Here is a 17,545-nt window from a genome sequence, read left to right as displayed (position 1 = left end):
ATGGCAACGGTGGTGGTCGTCGATGACGACGGGGACCTCGCGGAGAGCTGCGCGACCTTGGTCCAGGCCCGTGCCGGTCTGGAGACGCTGTGGACCACGTCGCCGGACGATGCTCTTCGCCTCCTGGCGGAGCATCCGGTCGAAGTAGCCGTGCTGGACCAGAGGATGCCGGGGCGGACGGGAACCGACCTGCTCAAGGAGATGCGCCGGCTGAATCCTCAGCTGCGGTCGATCATGCTCTCAGGGGAGGCAACGGCGGAGGAGGTGGGCCGAGGCTTCGATCTGTTCAATGGCTTCGTGGCGAAACAGCGGATCTCGGAGCTGCCCGGCCAGGTGCTCAGACAGACAGTTGCCTTTCACGCCGCGCTGGCTGAGGTCGGATGCATCGGTGAGGTCATCCACGTCGAACGTAGGTACGGATTCCTGCGGCCTGTGATGGTGTACCGGCTGGTCCGATCCGACGTGCTCGACGACTACTACGTCGCCCCCGAAAGCTGGGAGTCGTACCTCCAGCTCGAGGCGGGCGAGTCCAGGAAGTATGTTCAGCAACGGTACAGCGGGCGCAAAATGCAGCTGGAGACGCAGAGCCGGGTCAGCCTCAAATCGTCCTTCGGCGCATCTGCCGCCAAGACGTTGTCGAACAAAATAGAGAATGCGCTCGAACGGACGAGGAAACATGTCGGAATCGACGAGCTTTCACGGACCGAGTCCACGGAGCGGAATCTCTCGCTGCCGGCGGAGCCGGCCTCGCTCACCAAGGTGTACGTCAAGTCCCGGCACCTCAGCCGAGCGCCCCTCTTCACCAGGGTGCGTGTCGTTCTCACTCGTGAATGCGTCTCCTGCAACGACAGGAAACTCGTGCCTGTTGTGCTGCACAAATACACCGGCTTCTACGCCACCCGGCACGAGGACCACACCAGCGACGGTCTGACCAGAATCACCGACACGGGACGGATTCCGGTCGCAGCGGCATAGCTGCGCAACCGTTACGTCCCTTCTACGCAGCCAGGCAACATGGTGATGAATACAAGGAGCTTGACGCCCGGTTTGCGAGGGTGCGCAACGTCCAACGGTCGGGTACCGGGTTGCGGCTCGGTTGGTGGCATGCTGCCGATGGCCCCGTAAGCATGCGTCTCCCTCAGCAATCCGATGCCGGGCACGCACACGACTTTGCTGGGGTCGGTCCAGGCAGACACAGGCTTCGGGCCAAATGCTCATCCACTCCGTGCCGTACCCGATGGTCAAATACCCCCAGGCCGAACCTAGTGGCACCGCCAGATCGCCGGCCGGCCGCGGCCGCCGCCGAGAACGGTGCCCCCGATGGTGTTGCCGTCGGCGCTGATCGCTGTCGCCATCGTCGTCTCACCGCCGGGGCCTCGCAGCTCGTCAACGGGAACCGGACCCTTGTTGTCGAGGCCGATCCGCCCGGCCGGCTTCTCCAGACCGTCCCCGGCCAGCAAGGCAGTACCGTCGGCGGTGCCGGCCCGGGCTCCGAGCTCACCGGCGTCGGGCAGGCTGGCCATGCTGAACAACGAGCCGTCCTGCAGTGCCCAGCGGGTCTCGACGCCGTCGCCACTGCCATAGACATACCGGCCCGCGATCGCCCACGCGACCCCGCTCTTGTTCTCGTCTCCCCACGGCGTTCCGAGCCCCTCCGGGGTGCCGTCGGGCCACCACAGCATGGGAAACCCGTCGGCCTCGCCGACGATCGTGCCGTCGTCGGCGATGTCGCGCGCAGTCCCCGAGCGCTCGCCCGGCCGGTTCGACGGTTGCAGCCGCAGCTTGTGCACTGTGCCGTCGGGCGACCAGGTGACGGGGACCGTGTCGTCCGGCGTCGGGCCGTAAACCCACCCGGCGATGACTCCCTTCGCGTTGACTGCGTGCGGGCGGGTCCACGAGTAGCCCTTGACCTTCGCCAGCGTGGTCACCTTCCCGTCCCGCCACACCCAGCCGGTGCTTTCGTCGTCCGGTGTCGTCGCATACCCGACGACCGTGTCGCCGACCACGTCCGCGATCGTCCCGGTCGCGCCGGTCGGCAGGTCGACCACCTTGCCGTCCCGCCACAGGATCGCCTGCGGGGGGTTCACGTCCAGCCGGCCGCCGACCTGCGCGCCGTCCGGGTCGATGGTCGTGACCGTGCCGGGAGCCCCGCCGGGTGTCTCCAGCAGCGTCGGCACGCATCGGCTCTTCGCCTGCGCAGGGGCGACGGTGCCCGGTGCGGTGGTGTCGTGCGGCCCCGCCCGCATAGGCGCGATCGCCACGATCGTGCCGACGGCGGCGAACACTGCTACCCCGGCCCCCGCGGCGAACAGCGCCCGACCACGGTTGCGCCGCCGCCCGGTCTCCATCGCCTTCCGCACGTCGGCGTCGCCCGGGGGCACCTCGACGGCCAGCATCAGGCCCTTGAGCTCGTTCTCATCCATTCCCGTGCTCCTCCATCGTCGCCAGCATCGACCGCAGTGCCTCCAGCCCGCGCGAGCTCTGGCTCTTCACCGTGCCCACGGAGCAGTTCAACGTCTCGGCCACTTCCTCGATCGGCCGGTCGAGCAGGAACCGCATGACCAGCACGGCCCGCTGCCGCGGCGGCAGCCGGCGCAGCGCGGCCACCAGGCTGTCCCGCTCGTCCACCCCGGCATGCGGGTCATCCCCGGTGACCTCCACCGGCCGGCCGCCCAGCTGGACCCGCGACCACGAGTGCCGCCGCTCGTCGACGACCGCGTGCACCAGCATCCGGTGCACATAGGCGTCGACGTTGTCGCTGCGCGACACCCGCTTCCAGTGCTGGTACAGCCGGGTGATCGTGGCCTGCACCACGTCGTTCGCGCGGTGGGCGTCCCCGCCGCACAACAGGAACGCGGCGCGTTGTAACGCGGGCAGGCGTGCCGTCACGTAGCCGACGTAGGGTTCGTCGCCGGTCCGGGAGTCTCCCCGCATCCTCGTCCTTCCGGTAGACGTTCACTCAACCGACGCTGCCGGCCCCACGAAAGGTTGAGACGACGCACTATCGAACCCGGGCACGTCACAGCATGCGGCGACGAAGTGATCCTGACGGTCACCGCGGCCCGCGCACGCAGCCATAGGATCGATTACCTTGGATCAGTGGACGCCAAGACAGCGATATCCCTCGTCTCCATCGCCATCGCCGTCGTCTCCCTGATCGTCTCCGGGACGCTCGCGCTCCGGCAGACCCGAACCACGATGGACGGTTACGCCCTGCCCGTCGTGCTGCAGGTCTTCAGCCGGTTCCGAACTCAGGAGTTCTTCGACGCTCAACAGTTCATCTTCGACGAGCTTCCCCAGCAACCGGTCCGGCCGTACACGGACCTGTCGCTGGAGGCCCGGTCCCAGTTGCGCATGGTGGGCGGACTCTACGACGACCTCGGCAAACTGGTCGCCCACGGCATCGTCAAGGAGGAGCTGATCATCGGCTCGAACGGCCCCCAGGCCCGGCGCATCTGGGAGACGATCGAGCCTTTCGTGCGCGCCGAACGCGACAAGCGCAACAGCAACCTGTGGATCTATCTGGAGGACCTGGCGTACCGCACCACCCAGAAACCGCCGGCCGTCATCCACGAGAAGCTCAAACTGCACCGGTACGCCGGGCCGAGTTACAAATCCCTTCCGGCGCCCTCGGAGTCCGCTGCGACGCCACGACCTCGAACGGAGCAGCAGCCGAACTAGCGGACGGGAGGAGGGGCGGGGGGGTGCCTGGCACGGGGTGACCGCGACGCGAACGCGGGCAGGTCATGGTGGGCGCGAACATGCCTTCCGTTGAGCCACGTCGCCGCAGGGGCGTCCGGGCTCGCGGGCTCTGCGGCAGAGCCGGATGCGATAACGGCGCCGATGCCGGCGTCAGTACGCTCGCAGGATGAATCCGGACTGGCGGTTCATTCGAGAGCGGACGCTGCACGTTCGCGCGGCCATCCGAGACAGACTGTCGCGCTGGCCGCTCACTCCGCTGGGCGTCCGTGAGCTCGCCGAGGCCGAAGCGCAGTTCGGTGTGAGGCTACCGATGGATACCGCGAGTTCTTGATACACGTGGATGCTGGTGGCCCCGGACCAGTGATCATGCGGCGGCTGTCATGCGAGGCGGGCCGCTGGCGCTGGCAAGGCGATCCGGACACCGACCTGAGCGCCCTGGGCACGTCGTTTCCCGAACAGGACGCCTTCGCGGAGGAGTACGCCGCCTTTTACGAAACGCCACAGCCGGTGTCGGACCTGGCTGCTCGGGCTCGGCGACACCGGGAAGAAGAGGAACTACTGCGAAGGCAGACCAGCGGAGCGATCTATCTCGGCGAGGAGGGGCACAACTTCTCGCTTCTGCTCATCGTCTCCGGTCCTCAGCGCAACACGGTGTGGTTCGACCGCCGCCCCACGACGGACACGATCATCCCTCTGTATACCTCTGACGGTCGGCCCGCCACGTTCACCGACATCTACCTGGACTGGCTCGAAGCGGCCGAGCACCTGATCGCGTCCGGTCGAAAGCGACTGGAGCTGCACGAGATCCGCAGTCCCATCTACGAGACCCGTTTCAGTGGATAACTATGGTCCGGCACGCAACGGAAACCTTGGCTCGGACATCGCAAACCATCGCGACGGTGCCGTTGCTGCCGCTTCATCACTCGGCGCCCGCACGAGGTCGAGCAGCGCTACGCCCGAGCGTCCGCCAGCGGCCGAGGCGGTATCGAGCTAGCGTGAGTCTCCGACCCCGAGGAGGCACGTATGAGTCTCGAAAAGGTGATCTTCGGCTTCTTCGTGCTCCTGGCCGCGACGCTCAACTTCGGGTTCTTCATCGGCGACCTGTCCGACCCGTCGTTGCACAACGTGTACGAGCTGTTCGCAGCCATCGTGGTCAGCCTCATCGCGACCGTGTTGAAGTTCGGTGACCGCACCCAGATCGGGGCGGTGCACCTGGCCACCAGCCTCGTCGCCGACCTGCAGCTGATCGCCGCCGCGCTGGCCTGGGGGTATGCCTCACAGATCGCGTCGAGCGGCCTCAACGGGGCGGCGATGGCCAGCGTCGTGTCGCTGTCCGGGGGCGCGCTGCTGGCCAATCTCGTCTCGGTCGTGCTCCTGGTGATCGAGACCGTGTCGTTCCACCGCCGGTGACGGGAGGAGCCGTGGCTGATTCGGCCTGGCGGCACCGGTTCCGGGACAGCGAGAACCGGCGGCAGCGGCGACCCCGGCGGGCGTTCTCCGCCCGGTCGACGGAGACGTCGTCCACGGTCTTCCTGATCCTGCGCCGCATGCGGGCGCCGCTGATCGTCCTGGTCACGATCTTCGCGGTCAGCGTGCTCGGCCTGACCCTGATCCCCGGCCGGGACGCCGCCGGGCACGCCACCCGGATGGGGTTCTTCGACGCGTTCTACTTCATGAGCTACACGGCCACCACCATCGGGTACGGCGAGATCCCGCAACCGTTCACCGGCGCCCAGCGACTGTGGGTGATGGCCGCCATCTACCTCACGGTGATCGGGTGGGCGTACGCCATCGGGTCGCTGCTCACCTTGCTGCAGGACCGGGCGTTCCGGCAGGCGCTGAAATTGCAGCGCTTCACCCGTACGGTAAGCCGGCTGCGCGAGCCGTTCCTGCTGATCATCGGGTACGGGCAAACCGGGCAGCTGCTCGGCCGCTCACTCGACGCCATCGGCCGGCGCTTCGTCGTGCTCGACGAGGCCGGGGAACGCGTCGACTCGCTGGACGTCGACTCTTACCACGCCGACGTACCAGGGCTGGCCGGAGACGCCGGCAACCCGCACACCCTGGCCGTCGCCGGTCTGGAGCACCCCGGGTGTGAAGGGGTGCTGGCACTCACCGACAACGACGAGGTCAACCTGGTCGTCGCGATGACCGCCGCGCTGGTCCGCCCGGACCTACCGGTCATCGCCCGGACCATCTCGCCTGCGATCGAGCACCGGATGCGGGCCTTCGGCTCGCCGACGGTCGTCAACCCGTTCGACCGCTTCGGTGACCACCTGGGGCTCGCCCTGCGCTCCCCCGCGTCGTACCAGCTGATGTCCTGGCTGGAGAGCGGCCCCGGCGCCGAGCTGCCCGAGCCGGGCCGGCTGCCCACTGCGGGACGGTGGGTCATCTGCGGTTACGGCCGTTTCGGCAGGAAGCTCTCCGAGGACCTACGCGCCGAGGGCCTGGACGTGGTCATCATGGACCGGCAGCCGGACGCCCTGGCGGGCACCTCGATCGTCGTGGGCGACGCATCCGAGCCCGCCGTGCTGGCGCGCGCCGGCCTGGAGCAGGCGGTGGGTTTCGTCGCCGGCACCGACAACGACACGACGAACCTGTCCCTGATCGCCGCTGCCCGCCGCGTCAACCCCGCCCTGTTCATCGCCTCGCGGCAGAACCGGCCCGCCAGCGCACCGCTGTTCGCGGCGATGGACGTCGACCGCCTGCTGGTGCCGACCGAGATGGTGGCGCGGGAGGTCTACGCCCAGCTGAGCACCCCGCTGCTGTGGCGCTTCCTGCAGAACATGCCGGCACGTGGCGACGATTGGGCAGCAGAGATCATCGGTCGCCTCCGTCAGCAGTGCGGCCGGCGCCTCGGCAGCGTCTGGAAGGTCGCCCTGGACGGTCGCGACGCGCCCGCGCTCGACTCCTGGCTGCGTGCGGGCGACGCCCGGCTGGGGGACCTGCTGAACAGCCCGCAGGACCGGAGCAGGCCCCTCGCCGCTGTGCCGCTGCTGCTGCAACGGGACTCCGAGAGCATCCTCGGCCCGGACGGCGACGTCACCCTGGCGCCCGGCGATCAGCTCCTGTTCGTCGGGCGATCGTCGGCGCGCCGGTCCCTGCTCGACACCATGACCCACCACGCCGTCAGCGAGTACGTTCTGACCGGACGGTCCATCCCGTCGGGCTGGCTATGGCAACGGATGACCGGCCGGGTGCCGCACTCCGCCGAGCGCTCCGGGGCCGCAGAGTCCCGCTCGACGCCACCCGAGTGACATCCGGCCGCCCCTCCCGAGCGGCGTGGTCAGAGTGCGAAATACAAACCGCGCCGGGCGCGGCACGAGCGTCAGCGCACTCCGGTCGGCGCCCGGACGATCAGCACGGCCAGCGTCGCCGCGCTCAGGACAGCCACCGCCAGATACGACGCAGTGTCACCGACGCTCTCGGCGAAGCGTGATCCTCCCGTCGAGCCGATGCCCTGGCCTACGGCCCACGCCAAGTTGAACAGGCCGAAAGCGAGCCCCTGAGGCAGGCCGGACGCCTCGGCTCCGTCGGACAGCAGCGCGGACGCCGGGGTCATCAGTATCCCGCTCATGGCCGCCGCGAAGACCACCACCACGGCCAGCAGCACGGCCCGGCCCGGCAGGGGCAGCAGCAGGCAGCCGGCCAGCACGCCGCCGAGACCGGCCCGCAGCGGCAGGAGCCGACCGAAGCGGTCGGAGAGCCGGCCCATCAGCGGGCTGCCCGCGGCTTCCACCGCGGCTGCGCAGAGGAACACCACGGCGACACCGGTGGCGCCGAGTCCCAGCTCGTCAAGGCGCAGCGGGACCAGAACGCCGGCGACGCCGAAGTACATGGCCGGCAGGACGGTGAGCCAGGCCCCGACCCGTACCGCCGGCTGACGCAACGCCTGGCGCAGCGTCCCGGTCTGCGGCGTGTGCTTCCGGGAGGGTGTCAGCACCACGGCGGCGGCCAGACCGAGCGCCACGACTCCGACCACGCTGAAGACCAGCCGGGGGCTGCTGGCGTGGGCGAGCGCACCCAGCACGGGACCGCCGATCGCGCCGGCGACGCCGGCTCCGAGCACCGTGCCGATCATCTGGCCACGCCGTTCGCGGGGCGCCTCCTGGACGAGCCAGGTCAGCCCCGCTGCCCACGACGCGGCCCCGCCGATCCCCTGCAGCAGGCGCGCACCGGCGAGGACCGCGAACGAGGAGCCCACACCGAACGCGACGCTGGCCAGCGCCAGCAGGAGCAGCCCCGAGATCAACACCCGCGGGGCGCCGCGCCGCGCGGTCAGCCGCCCGGCCGGCAGGGACGCCAGCAGCGTCCCCGCGGCGTAGGCGCCGACCAGCACGCCGGCCTGGCTCTTGGACAGGCCCAGCTCCACCACGTACGACGGCAGCAGAGGCGCCACCGCCGAGAAGAAGCACACATCGATCAGGACGATCACGCTGACCAGAACGACGACGCGGCGGGGCGAGGACGCACGGATACCGACGGGAGCCACCGTCCGATCATTCGGTACGCCGTCGCCGTCCGCCACCGGGTTAGGTCAGCGAGGCCGCGTAGATGTCTCGGCGGAGGCGAGTTCGCCCCGCCATGGATGGCAGCCGGGAGCCATGATGGTGATGTGCTCGACCTGAACCAGCTCGGACCGGTCCTGCGGCGGGTCCGGATCGCCCGTGACGGGCTCCTGCTGCGCCCATGGTTGCGACCCTCGCTGCTGGTTCCGTGGTCCAAGATCAAAGGCGTACGGATCGCGCCGGCCGATCGCTGGTCGGGCAAGGATGCCATTCCCGGTGGCCAGGGCAGCTACATGGTTCAGGTCAAGCTGGCCGGCGTCTGGCGACGGGTGGGCCACATTCTGTGGGTGCGACACTCCGTTCTGCCCCTGGTGGTCCGCGAGGAGCTCTTCGGCGAGGCGGATGCGTGGTCTTCCCAGGAGCAGATCTTGTTCAGCGCCTACGAACTGATCCGGTCGTTGTGGGAGAACGCCGGTGGGGAACCGGGAGACGAGGACGACAATTGGCCGCGACCCGGGGTTCGTTGATCGGTAGGTCGCCCGGGCCGGGTGCTTCACGTCGTTCACCAGGCCACGCTCGACCTGGTTGCGGCGACGGTAGGCGCCGAGGTCGAACGCGGGCCGGCGCGCTGGTTCACCGTGGCGGCGGCACCCGGTACGTATCGACGAGCGTGTCCATCACCGCGTCCAGGCGCACGTCCACCCGCTGCCGTGACGGGTCCGCGTCGTACCACTCGACGATCTCCCGGGCGCCCTGCTCGAATCGGACGGTGCACACGTAGTCCGGCACCACCGTCCGCAGTTTCGCGTTGTCGAAAATCATCGAGTGCGCCTTGTCGCCCAGCAGGCCCGCACCCCAGTCCGCGTCGGCCGCGGCGATCGCGTCCGAAGGTACGTGCACGATGCGCGGCTGCACTCCGGCGGCGTCGGCCAGGGCCTGGGCGATCTGGTTCCAGGTGAGGACGTCGTCGGAGGTGATGTGGAAGGCGTCCCCGATCGTACGGGGGTTGCCGAGCAGACCGACGAATCCGCGTGCGAAGTCCGTGTGATGGGTGAGGGTCCACAGGGACGTGCCGTCGCCGTGCACGACGATCTCCTTACCGCGCCGCATCCGGTCCACCACGGTCCAACCGCCGTCGAACGGGACGGTCGTGCGGTCGTAGGTATGGGAAGGTCGCACGATCGTCGCCGGGAAGCCTTCGGTGCGGTAGGCGTCCCCGAGCAGGTCTTCGCAGGCGATCTTGTCGCGGGAGTATTGCCAGAACGGGTTGGCCAGCGGCGTGGACTCCACGACGGGGACCCGGGCGGGCGGGGTCTGATAGGCCGATGCGGAGCTGATGAACACGTACTGCCGGGTCCGGCCACGGAACAGGTCGATGTCGGTGCGTACATGCTCAGGCGTGAAGGCGACCCAGTCCACGACGACGTCGATGTCCAGGCCCTCGATCGCCCGGGAGACCGACGCAGGATCGCGTATGTCGCCGTGCAGCACCGTGGCACCGGCCGGAACCGGGCGGTCGGTGCTGCGGCCACGGTTGAGCAGATACAGGTCCATGCCGCGCTCGACCGCGATCGCCGAGCAGGCGGAGCTGATGATCCCACTGCCCCCGATGAAGAGAACCCTCTGCGCGTCCATGTCTGCACGCTAGAGCCGCCGAGCAGCCGGCGCATGCCGGCGCACCATCGCCGACTTGGCTCAACTCGGGCCGCCGGATTCGCCTACCTGTGGAAATGGGTTCCGGAACCGGTTTCGCTTGACTGACTCGGATCGATCTATCAAGACTGTTAACACTTGTTACCTCTCCCCCGGAGGACATCCCCCATGCGAAAGTCAAGGTTCCTCATCGCCGCGGCAGCCGTCGTGGTGACACTCAGCGGCGGCCTCGCCGTCGCGTCACGCGGCGACAGAGCTGAAGCCGCCGTGGTCTGGAACGAGGAGTTCAACGGCGGCGCCGGCACCGGCGTCGACTCGTCGAAATGGAATTTCGACACCGGCGGCAGCGGCTTCGGCAACCAGGAGCTGCAGTACTACACCAGCGGCACGAACAACGTCGCCATGGACGGGCAGGGTCACCTGGTCATCACCGCGCGTAAGGGCAGTGGCGGCCACAACGACTGCTGGAACGGCACCTGCCAGTTCACCTCCGGCCGGATCCAGACCGCCGGCAAGTTCACCCAGCAGTACGGCCACATCGAGGCCCGGATCCAGGTCCCGAACGGCTCCGGCCTCTGGCCCGCCTTCTGGATGCTCGGCGGCGGCAACTGGCCGACCGACGGCGAGATCGACATCATGGAGGTCGTCGGCCGGGACCCCAACCGGCTGTTCGGCACGCTGCACGGCCCCGGCTACTCCGGCGGCGCCTCGTACGGCAACACCCTGGTAGCCGGCTCGCCGTGGTACCAGGCCTTCCACAACTACGCCGTCGACTGGTCGGCGAACCTGATCGTCTGGACCGTGGACGGCCAGGAGTACTTCCGGGCCACCCCGGCCTCGCTGACGGCCGCCAAGGGCAACGTGAGCTGGGTCTACAACCACCCGTTCTTCATCATCCTCAACCTGGCGGTCGGCGGTAACTTCGGCCAGGGCAACCCCGCCGGGCTGCCCGCCGAGAGCCGGATGCTGATCGACTACGTCCACGTCAACACGTCGGACTCCGGCCCGACCACGCCGCCGCCCAGCGGTGGCACCGCGCTCAAGTCGAGCCTCAGCGGCCGCTGTATCGACATCCCGGGGGCCAACCCGGTGGACGCCGCCCGGCTGCAGACCTACGACTGCAACGGCACCGCCGCGCAGCAGTGGTCGTTCAACAGCGACGGCACCGTCCGCGCGCTGGGCAAGTGCATGGACGCCGCAGCCGCCGGCACCGCCAACGGTACGGCGATCCAGCTCTACACCTGCAACGGCACGAACGCGCAGAAGTTCACCCTCTCGGCCGCCGGCGACCTGGTCAATCCGGCCGCCAACCGCTGCGTGGACATCGTGAACCGGGGCACCGCCAACGGCTCGCAGCTCCACCTCTGGGACTGCCTGGGCGCGAGCAGCCAGAAGTGGACCCGGGCCTGAGTCATCGGTAAGCGCCGGGAAGGTCAGCAGGCTCCGGCCTGCTGACCTTCCGCGCTCCTTCACCCCGGGCCGTCGAGCAGCGCCCGCACGGCGGCGGCGTCCGGCATCTCCAGGGCCACCCGCGTCAGCGCGGCCGCCGCTGCCAGGTCCGTGCCGCGGACGGCCTCCTTGATGGCCGGTACGCTCCGCGGCGCCACGCTGAGCTCCCGCACGCCGAGCCCGGTCAGCAGCGGCACCGCCGCCTCGTCGCCGGCCAGCTCGCCGCAGACCGCGACGGTGACCCGCTCGCCGGCGCCCCGGCACACCGCCTCGATCAGCCGCAGCACGCCAGGGTCGAGGCCGTCGGACAACGCGGCCAGCGCCGGGTTGCCGCGTTCAGCCGCCAGCGCGTACTGGGTCAGATCGTTGGTCCCGATGCTCAGGAAGTCGACGTACGGCGCGAACGCGGCGGCCTTGAGCGCGGCGGCCGGCACCTCCACCATGATTCCCACCTGCAGGCCGGCGGGCTCGCCGCCGCCCTCCCACGCCACGGCCTCGTCGAGCATCCGGCGGGCCTGCACCACCTCGTCCACGGTGCTGACCATCGGGAACATCAGGCTGACCGGCACGTCGCGGGCCACCCGGACGACGGCCAGCAGCTGGTCGGCGAGCAGCCGGGGATGCCGCAGCGTGTACCGCAGACCGCGGACGCCCAGGAACGGGTTCTCCTCGGCCGGTGCCGGCAGATAGCGCAGCGGCTTGTCGCCGCCGACATCGAGGGTCCGCACAGTGATCCGGCGTCCGCCGAGCGCCTGCGCGATCTCCCGCCACGCCGCCTCCTGCTCCTCGACCTCGGGCGCGGCGTCACGGTCCAGGAACAGGAACTCCGTACGGATCAGTCCGATCAGGTCGGCGCCGTGCTCCGCGGCGACGTGTGCCTCCGCCGCCGACCCCACGTTCGCGCCGACGGCGACTCGCACGCCGTCGCGGGTCACGGCCGGCACCGAAGCACGGCCGGCCGCCTGCTCGCGGCGCGCCGCCTGCCCGCGGGCCCGTTCGCGCAGTGTCGCCAGCGCCGCCTCTGACGGTGCCACCAGCACTTCGCCGGTGCTGCCGTCGAGCGCGACCGGCGTACCGTCGGCGACCTCGAGCGCGGCCGGCCCGGCCCCGGCGACGGCGGGGATGCCGCGGGTCCGCAGCAGGATCGCGCTGTGCGCGGTGGGGCTGCCGAACGCGAGCAGGACCCCGGCGATCCGCCCCGGATCGAGCGCCGCGGCCTCGGCCGGCGTGAGGTCGGCGGCGATCAGCACGCCGGACCCCCGCATGACCGCGGCGGGGACCCCGAGCAGGGCGCGCAGCAGCTGGTCGGCGACCGCGCGGACGTCGGCCGCCCGCGCCTTCAGGTACGGGTCGGCCAGCGCCTCGAACTCGCCGGCGACCCGGGCCGTGGCCGCCGCCCAGGCCGGGGGCGCGGCCTCGCCGGCGTCGATCCGCGACCGGACCTCGGCGAGCAGATCGGCGTCGTCGAGCAGCAACAGGTGCGCGTCGAAGATGGAGCCGGCGCCGGCCCGGAGCTTCTCCAGGTCCCGCCGCACGGACGCGAGGGCGTCGTCGAGGCGTTGCCTCTCCTGTGCCGGTCCACGCGCGGGCAGGTCGGGAATGTCGATGGGTGCGGAGGACAGGTGCCGGGCCGGCCCGATGGCGATCCCCGGTGACGCGGCCCGTCCCTGCGCGGCCGGGCCCTCCGGCTCGGCGGCGGGCTCGGTCTCGTCGAACGCGCGCCCGGCCAGCGCCACGATCCCGTCGACAGCCGCCTGCGCCTGCGGGCCCGACGCGCGTACCTGTATCCGGTGTCCGTGCAGCACGCCCAGGGTGGCGATCCGCGACAGGCTCGACGCCGGGACCCACGGCGACCCCGTCTCGGCGTTGCGGACCCGCACCTGCGCGTCGAACGACCGGGCGAGGGTGACGAGCCGCGCGGCTGGCCGCGCGTGCAGGCCGTGCCGGTTGAGCACGGTGACCGTGGCCGAGGGCCCGTCCCCCGTCCCGCCGCCGGTGTCCGGTGCACCGGTGAGCGGCCCGCCGAGCTGGGATTGCTTGCCCGCCAGCCCGGCGCCGGCCTCGGCGGCGACCTCGTCGCGGCCGGCGCCGCCGGCAGCCGCCACCGCGGCGGCCACCAGACCTTCGACCAGCGGCCCCGGGCACAGCACGACCCGATCGCGCAGGTCGTCCGCCAGCAGCTCGAGCGCGAGCTCCGCGGAGAGTACGGCGCTGCCGAGGTCCATCAGCACGACCACGCCGTCGCCACTATCAGCGGCGGTCACCGCCTCGGTGATGGCAACGGCGTCGGTGCCGTACGCCGTCTCGTCGAGCCCGGCGGCGACCTCGATCGGCACCGCCGCGCCCCGGATCATCTCCGCCGCGAGTCCCACCGCGGCGCGGGCCAGAGCCCGGCTGTGGCTGACCACCACCAGGCCGACCACGGCCTCAGTCCCCGCCGAGCACGGTCACGGCCGCGCTCAGCAGCAGCGTCACCGAGGTCGCCCCCGGATCCTGGTGTCCGGCACTACGCTCGCCCAGATAGCTGGCGCGGCCCTTGCGGGCCACCATCGGGATCGTCGCGTCCCGGCCCCGCTCAGCGGCGCCGACCGCCGTCCGCAACGCCTCGCCGAGCGGCTGACCGGCGGCCAGCGCCCCGTCCAGGGCGTCCACCGCCGGGGCCAGCGCGTCGTACATCGTCTTGTCGCCGGCCGCGGCCTTGCCTCGGGTGACCACCCCGTCGAGCCCGGCCCGCAGCACCTTCGCGAAGCCCGGCGCGTCGAGCGCGTCGGCGCCGCCGGCCGCGGCGGCCATCCGCAGGAACGCCGTGCCGTACAGCGGGCCGCTGGCGCCGCCGACCTTGCTGACCAGGGTCATCCCGGTCCGCTTGAGCACGTCGGCCGGGGTGGTGGGCGCTTCGCCGGCGAGCATCGCCAGGACCGCGGTCATCCCCCGGTCCATGTTGACGCCGTGGTCGGCGTCGCCGATCGCGGAATCCAGCTCGGTCAGCCGCTCCTTCTGGGCCGCGACGAGCCGGCCGAACTCCCGCACCCAGTTCGTCAGCGCCACGGCGTCCACGGTGCCGTCCATCGGGTCAGTTCCCCCACCGCAGGGCCGGGGTCCGTACCGGAGCGTCCCACAGCCGCAGGATCTCGTCGTCGGCCTTGAGCAGGGTGACCGAGCAGCCGGCCATGTCGAGGCTGGTGATGTACGGGCCGACCAGCGAACGCGCGACGGAGACACCGGCCTTGGCGAGGATCGCCGCCACCTCGTGGTACATGACGTACAGCTCGATGAGGGGGGTGGCGCCCATGCCGTTGACGAAGGCGATCACACCGTCCCGCCCGGTGAAGTCCAGGTCGTCGAGGATCGGGCCGACGAGCATCTCGGCGATCTCGGCGGCCGGCGCCAGCGGCACGCGGCGGCGTCCCGGCTCGCCGTGGATGCCGATGCCGACCTCCATCTGGCCGTCCGGCAGGTCGAACGTGGGTTTGCCGGCGGTCGGGACCGTGCACGAGGAGAGCGCCACGCCCATGCTGCGGCCGTTCGCGTTGACCTTGCGGGCGATGTCGGCCACCTGCGCCAACGGCCGACGCTGCGCGGCGGCGGCACCGGCGATCTTCTCCACCAGCACGGTCACCCCGACCCCGCGGCGCCCGGCGGTGTAGAGGCTGTCCTGCACCGCCACGTCGTCGTCGGTCACGACGGCCTGGACGGTGACGCCGGTCTCCGCCGCGGCGAGCTCGGCCGCCATCTCGAAGTTCATCACGTCGCCGGTGTAGTTCTTGACGATGTGCAGCACCCCGGCCCCGCCGTCGACGGCCTTCGTCGCCGCCATGATCTGGTCGGGCACCGGGGAGGTGAAGATCTCGCCGGCGCAGGCCGCGTCCAGCATGCCCGGGCCGACGAAGCCGGCGTGCAGCGGTTCGTGACCCGAGCCGCCCCCGGAGACAAGCCCGACCTTGCCCTCGACCGGGGCGTCGCCCCGGCGGACGATGCGGTTCTCATGATCGACGTGAAGCTCGGGATGGGCGGCGGCGATGCCGCGGAGCGCGTCCGCGACCACCTTCGCCGGGTCGTTGATCAGCTGGTTCATCGATGACTCCTCGCCGCTGAGTGCCGGAGGGACGACCTGCTACCCCACAAATTACGCCCGGATCTCCGAAAGGGAACCGTCTCGCGGTACGGCCTTGCCAGCCAGGCGGTGCAGCGCGATCCTGGGATCCTCGCCAGGAGGCCCCGTGGACATCGCGCAGCAGTTGTTCGACCTGTGGCGGGTGCCGCCCGGCGTGCATCCGGATCCGGTCACGGCCTTCGCCCGGCTCTACGCCGATCCCGTCGTCATCAACGGCGCCCCGATGTCCGTCGCCGACCTGGTGGCACGCGCGGAGGCGCTGCACAGCGCGTTCACCGACCACGTCATCGAGATCGTCGACCGGGTCGGCGCGCCGGGCAAGCTGACCATCGCGTTCCGGCACAGCGCGCGGCACACCGGGCCGTGGCGCACCCTGTTGGGTGTCCTGCCCCCGACCGGGCGCGTGGTCAGCGGCCTGGGCATCGACGTCCTCACCATCGACGCCGATCAGCGGATCACGCGGATCTGGGTGCTGGCCGACGAACTGCAGCGCATCCTGCAGGTGCACGACGTCCGGCCGGCCTGACCGAGGCGCCACCTCGGTTGCCGGACGGTGAGGTAGCCGCACCGGCGATGGGCGGCTGGCTCGGTGGTCCGCGCCGGTGCCGTCGGAAAGCATCGAGTCCGACGACGGTGCTGCTCCGGGAGGCGGACGATGAAACGGCATGGATCGACGGGACTGCAGCTCACAAGTTCGGCGCTGGTGTGCGCTCTGCTGATCGGGGCCGGCACCCCGGCGACCGCCTCGGCACGGCACCACTTCCGGCCGGGGTCAGCCGGGGTGGGCGACCCGTGGTATCCGATGGAAGGCAACGGCGGATACGACGTGGAGCATTACGCGCTCGATCTCACCTACGACCCGGCGAGCGGACGGCTGGACGGGGTCGCCCGGATCACGGCCGTGGCGACGCAGGACCTGTCCCGCTTCGACCTGGACCTGCAGCAGCTGACCGTCACCCGGGTGTCGGTCGGTGGCCGGGCCGCGGCGTTCCGCCGGGACGGTCAGGAGCTGGTGGTCACGCCGCGGCGGGGGTTGCCGGCGTCGTCGCGGTTCGAGGTGGAGGTCGCCTACGGGGGTGTCCCGCAGCCGTTGGGCGGAGACACGCCGTACGGGTTCGTGCGTACGGACGACGGCATGGTGACCTTGAGCGTGCAGGACGGCGCGTCGACCTGGTTCCCGTGCAACGACCATCCGTCGGACAAGGCGCGGTTCACCTTCACGGTACGCGTACCCCGGGGCCTGGACGTGGTGGCGAACGGACGTCGCGTGGGCCGCAGCACCCACGGCTTGTGGACGACCCACGACTGGTCGGAGCGCGCGCCCATGGCGACGTATCTGGCCACCGTTGACGTCGGACGCTGGCAGGTTCGCAGCGGCGCGACGCCCGGCGGGATCCCCGAGTACGTCGCGGTCGATCCGGCGCTCACCAGGCCGGATCTGATGTCGCACTTCTGGCGTACGACGGCCGCGGTCACCGACCGATGGGCGAGCAGCTTCGGTCCGTACCCGTTCGACTCCACCGGCGCGATCGTCGTGTGGGCGAGTCACGACGGTGTGCAGATCCCGTTCTCCGCGGAGACCCAGACCCGTCCCGTGTACTCGGCGGCGGACAGCGACACGATCGTCGCTCATGAGCTCGCCCACCAGTGGTTCGGCGACAGCGTCGGCTTCGCCCGGTGGAACGAGGTGTGGCTCAGCGAGGGCTTCGCCATGTTCGCGACCTGGTACTGGGACGAGCTGAACGGCCGGGCGAGCGCCCACGACCAGGCGCGGCAGATCTACCGGGACCACCCCGAAGGTGATCCCTTCTGGAGCGTGCCCCTCACCGGCCCGGCGCAACCGACCGACGAGGCCGGCGAACGGATCTACTTCGGCGGCGCCATGGTGCTGCAGCTGCTGCGCGAGGAGGTGGGCGACGCGACATTCTTCGCCGTCCTGCGGGCCTGGACGCAGACCTACCGGCACCGCACCGCGACCACGGCCGACTTCACCGCCACGGCAAGCCGCGTGTCGGGCCGCAACCTGGATGGCTTCTTCAGGACCTGGCTGTACTCCCCGGCGCGTCCGGCACTGCCGTGACGGCCGCAACGCGCCAGGGACGACCCCTCGTCCGCCGGC

16 protein-coding genes are annotated in these 17,545 nt (G+C 70.6%); 9 read left to right on the top strand and 7 right to left on the bottom strand.

Annotation, left to right across the window (positions count from 1 at the left end; translation table 11 throughout):
* A complete protein-coding gene (locus tag ACWEOZ_RS10970) occupies positions 1 to 975 on the top strand; it encodes a response regulator (protein ID WP_451910547.1) in 975 nt (324 codons plus the stop codon).
* 287 nt (positions 976 to 1,262) lie between these two features.
* Here ACWEOZ_RS10970 and ACWEOZ_RS10965 read toward each other — a convergent pair whose 3' ends face one another.
* Entirely contained in the window at positions 1,263 to 2,423 is a 1,161-nt protein-coding gene (locus ACWEOZ_RS10965) for a hypothetical protein (protein WP_451910546.1), read from the bottom strand.
* On the bottom strand, positions 2,416 to 2,934 hold the full coding sequence (locus tag ACWEOZ_RS10960; protein ID WP_451910545.1) for a SigE family RNA polymerase sigma factor: 519 nt from the start codon (positions 2,932 to 2,934) through the stop codon (positions 2,416 to 2,418). Before ACWEOZ_RS10960 ends, ACWEOZ_RS10965 begins: the two co-directional genes overlap by 8 nt.
* Before the next feature lie 165 nt (positions 2,935 to 3,099).
* Here ACWEOZ_RS10960 and ACWEOZ_RS10955 point away from each other — a divergent pair, with 165 nt between their 5' ends.
* The 4 genes from ACWEOZ_RS10955 to ACWEOZ_RS10940 all read left to right on the top strand — a co-directional run bounded on the left by ACWEOZ_RS10955 (position 3,100) and on the right by ACWEOZ_RS10940 (position 6,959).
* Positions 3,100 to 3,681 carry a DUF4760 domain-containing protein gene (locus ACWEOZ_RS10955; RefSeq protein WP_451910544.1) on the top strand — a complete coding sequence of 194 codons (582 nt, stop codon included), beginning with the start codon at positions 3,100 to 3,102 and terminating at the stop codon, positions 3,679 to 3,681.
* A gap of 387 nt (positions 3,682 to 4,068) precedes the next feature.
* Positions 4,069 to 4,545 (top strand): hypothetical protein, encoded by a 477-nt coding sequence (locus ACWEOZ_RS10950; RefSeq protein ID WP_451910543.1) that lies wholly within the window; start codon positions 4,069 to 4,071, stop codon positions 4,543 to 4,545.
* 180 nt (positions 4,546 to 4,725) lie between these two features.
* The gene (locus ACWEOZ_RS10945; RefSeq protein WP_360553786.1) at positions 4,726 to 5,112 is read left to right on the top strand and encodes a DUF6394 family protein; all 387 of its coding nucleotides are present in this window, start codon (positions 4,726 to 4,728) and stop codon (positions 5,110 to 5,112) included.
* 11 nt (positions 5,113 to 5,123) lie between these two features.
* The gene (locus ACWEOZ_RS10940; RefSeq protein WP_451910542.1) at positions 5,124 to 6,959 is read left to right on the top strand and encodes a potassium channel family protein; all 1,836 of its coding nucleotides are present in this window, start codon (positions 5,124 to 5,126) and stop codon (positions 6,957 to 6,959) included.
* Between the two features lie 71 nt (positions 6,960 to 7,030).
* On the opposite strand, the gene ACWEOZ_RS10935 is transcribed toward ACWEOZ_RS10940, so the two are convergent.
* On the bottom strand, positions 7,031 to 8,194 hold the full coding sequence (locus ACWEOZ_RS10935; RefSeq protein WP_451910541.1) for an MFS transporter: 1,164 nt from the start codon (positions 8,192 to 8,194) through the stop codon (positions 7,031 to 7,033).
* A gap of 123 nt (positions 8,195 to 8,317) precedes the next feature.
* Between ACWEOZ_RS10935 and ACWEOZ_RS10930 the strand changes: the two genes are divergently transcribed.
* On the top strand, positions 8,318 to 8,737 hold the full coding sequence (locus ACWEOZ_RS10930; RefSeq protein WP_451910540.1) for a PH domain-containing protein: 420 nt from the start codon (positions 8,318 to 8,320) through the stop codon (positions 8,735 to 8,737).
* Between the two features lie 106 nt (positions 8,738 to 8,843).
* Here ACWEOZ_RS10930 and ACWEOZ_RS10925 read toward each other — a convergent pair whose 3' ends face one another.
* On the bottom strand, positions 8,844 to 9,845 hold the full coding sequence (locus ACWEOZ_RS10925; protein ID WP_451910539.1) for an SDR family oxidoreductase: 1,002 nt from the start codon (positions 9,843 to 9,845) through the stop codon (positions 8,844 to 8,846).
* Between the two features lie 186 nt (positions 9,846 to 10,031).
* On the opposite strand from ACWEOZ_RS10925, the gene ACWEOZ_RS10920 reads away from it, so the two are divergent.
* Positions 10,032 to 11,273, top strand: a complete 1,242-nt coding sequence (locus tag ACWEOZ_RS10920; RefSeq protein WP_451910538.1) for a ricin-type beta-trefoil lectin domain protein — start codon at positions 10,032 to 10,034, stop codon at positions 11,271 to 11,273.
* Between the two features lie 59 nt (positions 11,274 to 11,332).
* On the opposite strand, the gene ptsP is transcribed toward ACWEOZ_RS10920, so the two are convergent.
* Genes ptsP through dhaK form a run of 3 tightly spaced genes read right to left on the bottom strand, consistent with a single transcriptional unit; the run spans position 11,333 to position 15,387 of the window.
* Positions 11,333 to 13,735, bottom strand: coding sequence for a phosphoenolpyruvate--protein phosphotransferase (ptsP, locus tag ACWEOZ_RS10915; protein WP_451910537.1), 2,403 nt, complete (start codon positions 13,733 to 13,735; stop codon positions 11,333 to 11,335).
* 4 nt (positions 13,736 to 13,739) lie between these two features.
* On the bottom strand, positions 13,740 to 14,381 hold the full coding sequence (dhaL, locus tag ACWEOZ_RS10910; RefSeq protein ID WP_451910536.1) for a dihydroxyacetone kinase subunit DhaL: 642 nt from the start codon (positions 14,379 to 14,381) through the stop codon (positions 13,740 to 13,742).
* A gap of 4 nt (positions 14,382 to 14,385) precedes the next feature.
* A complete protein-coding gene (dhaK, locus tag ACWEOZ_RS10905; RefSeq protein ID WP_451910535.1) occupies positions 14,386 to 15,387 on the bottom strand; it encodes a dihydroxyacetone kinase subunit DhaK in 1,002 nt (333 codons plus the stop codon).
* Positions 15,388 to 15,532: 145 nt separating this feature from the next.
* On the opposite strand from dhaK, the gene ACWEOZ_RS10900 reads away from it, so the two are divergent.
* Together ACWEOZ_RS10900 and ACWEOZ_RS10895 are read left to right on the top strand one after the other, a co-directional pair.
* Positions 15,533 to 15,952, top strand: a complete 420-nt coding sequence (locus ACWEOZ_RS10900) for an ester cyclase (protein ID WP_451910534.1) — start codon at positions 15,533 to 15,535, stop codon at positions 15,950 to 15,952.
* Between the two features lie 177 nt (positions 15,953 to 16,129).
* Positions 16,130 to 17,506: a M1 family metallopeptidase gene (locus tag ACWEOZ_RS10895; RefSeq protein WP_451910533.1), complete on the top strand. Its 1,377-nt coding sequence runs from the start codon at positions 16,130 to 16,132 to the stop codon at positions 17,504 to 17,506.
* The last annotated feature ends 39 nt before the right edge of the window (positions 17,507 to 17,545 follow it).

The sequence above is a fragment of the Actinoplanes sp. NPDC004185 genome (genome assembly GCF_053603475.1).
This window is presented reverse-complemented; position numbering and strand designations above follow the sequence as displayed.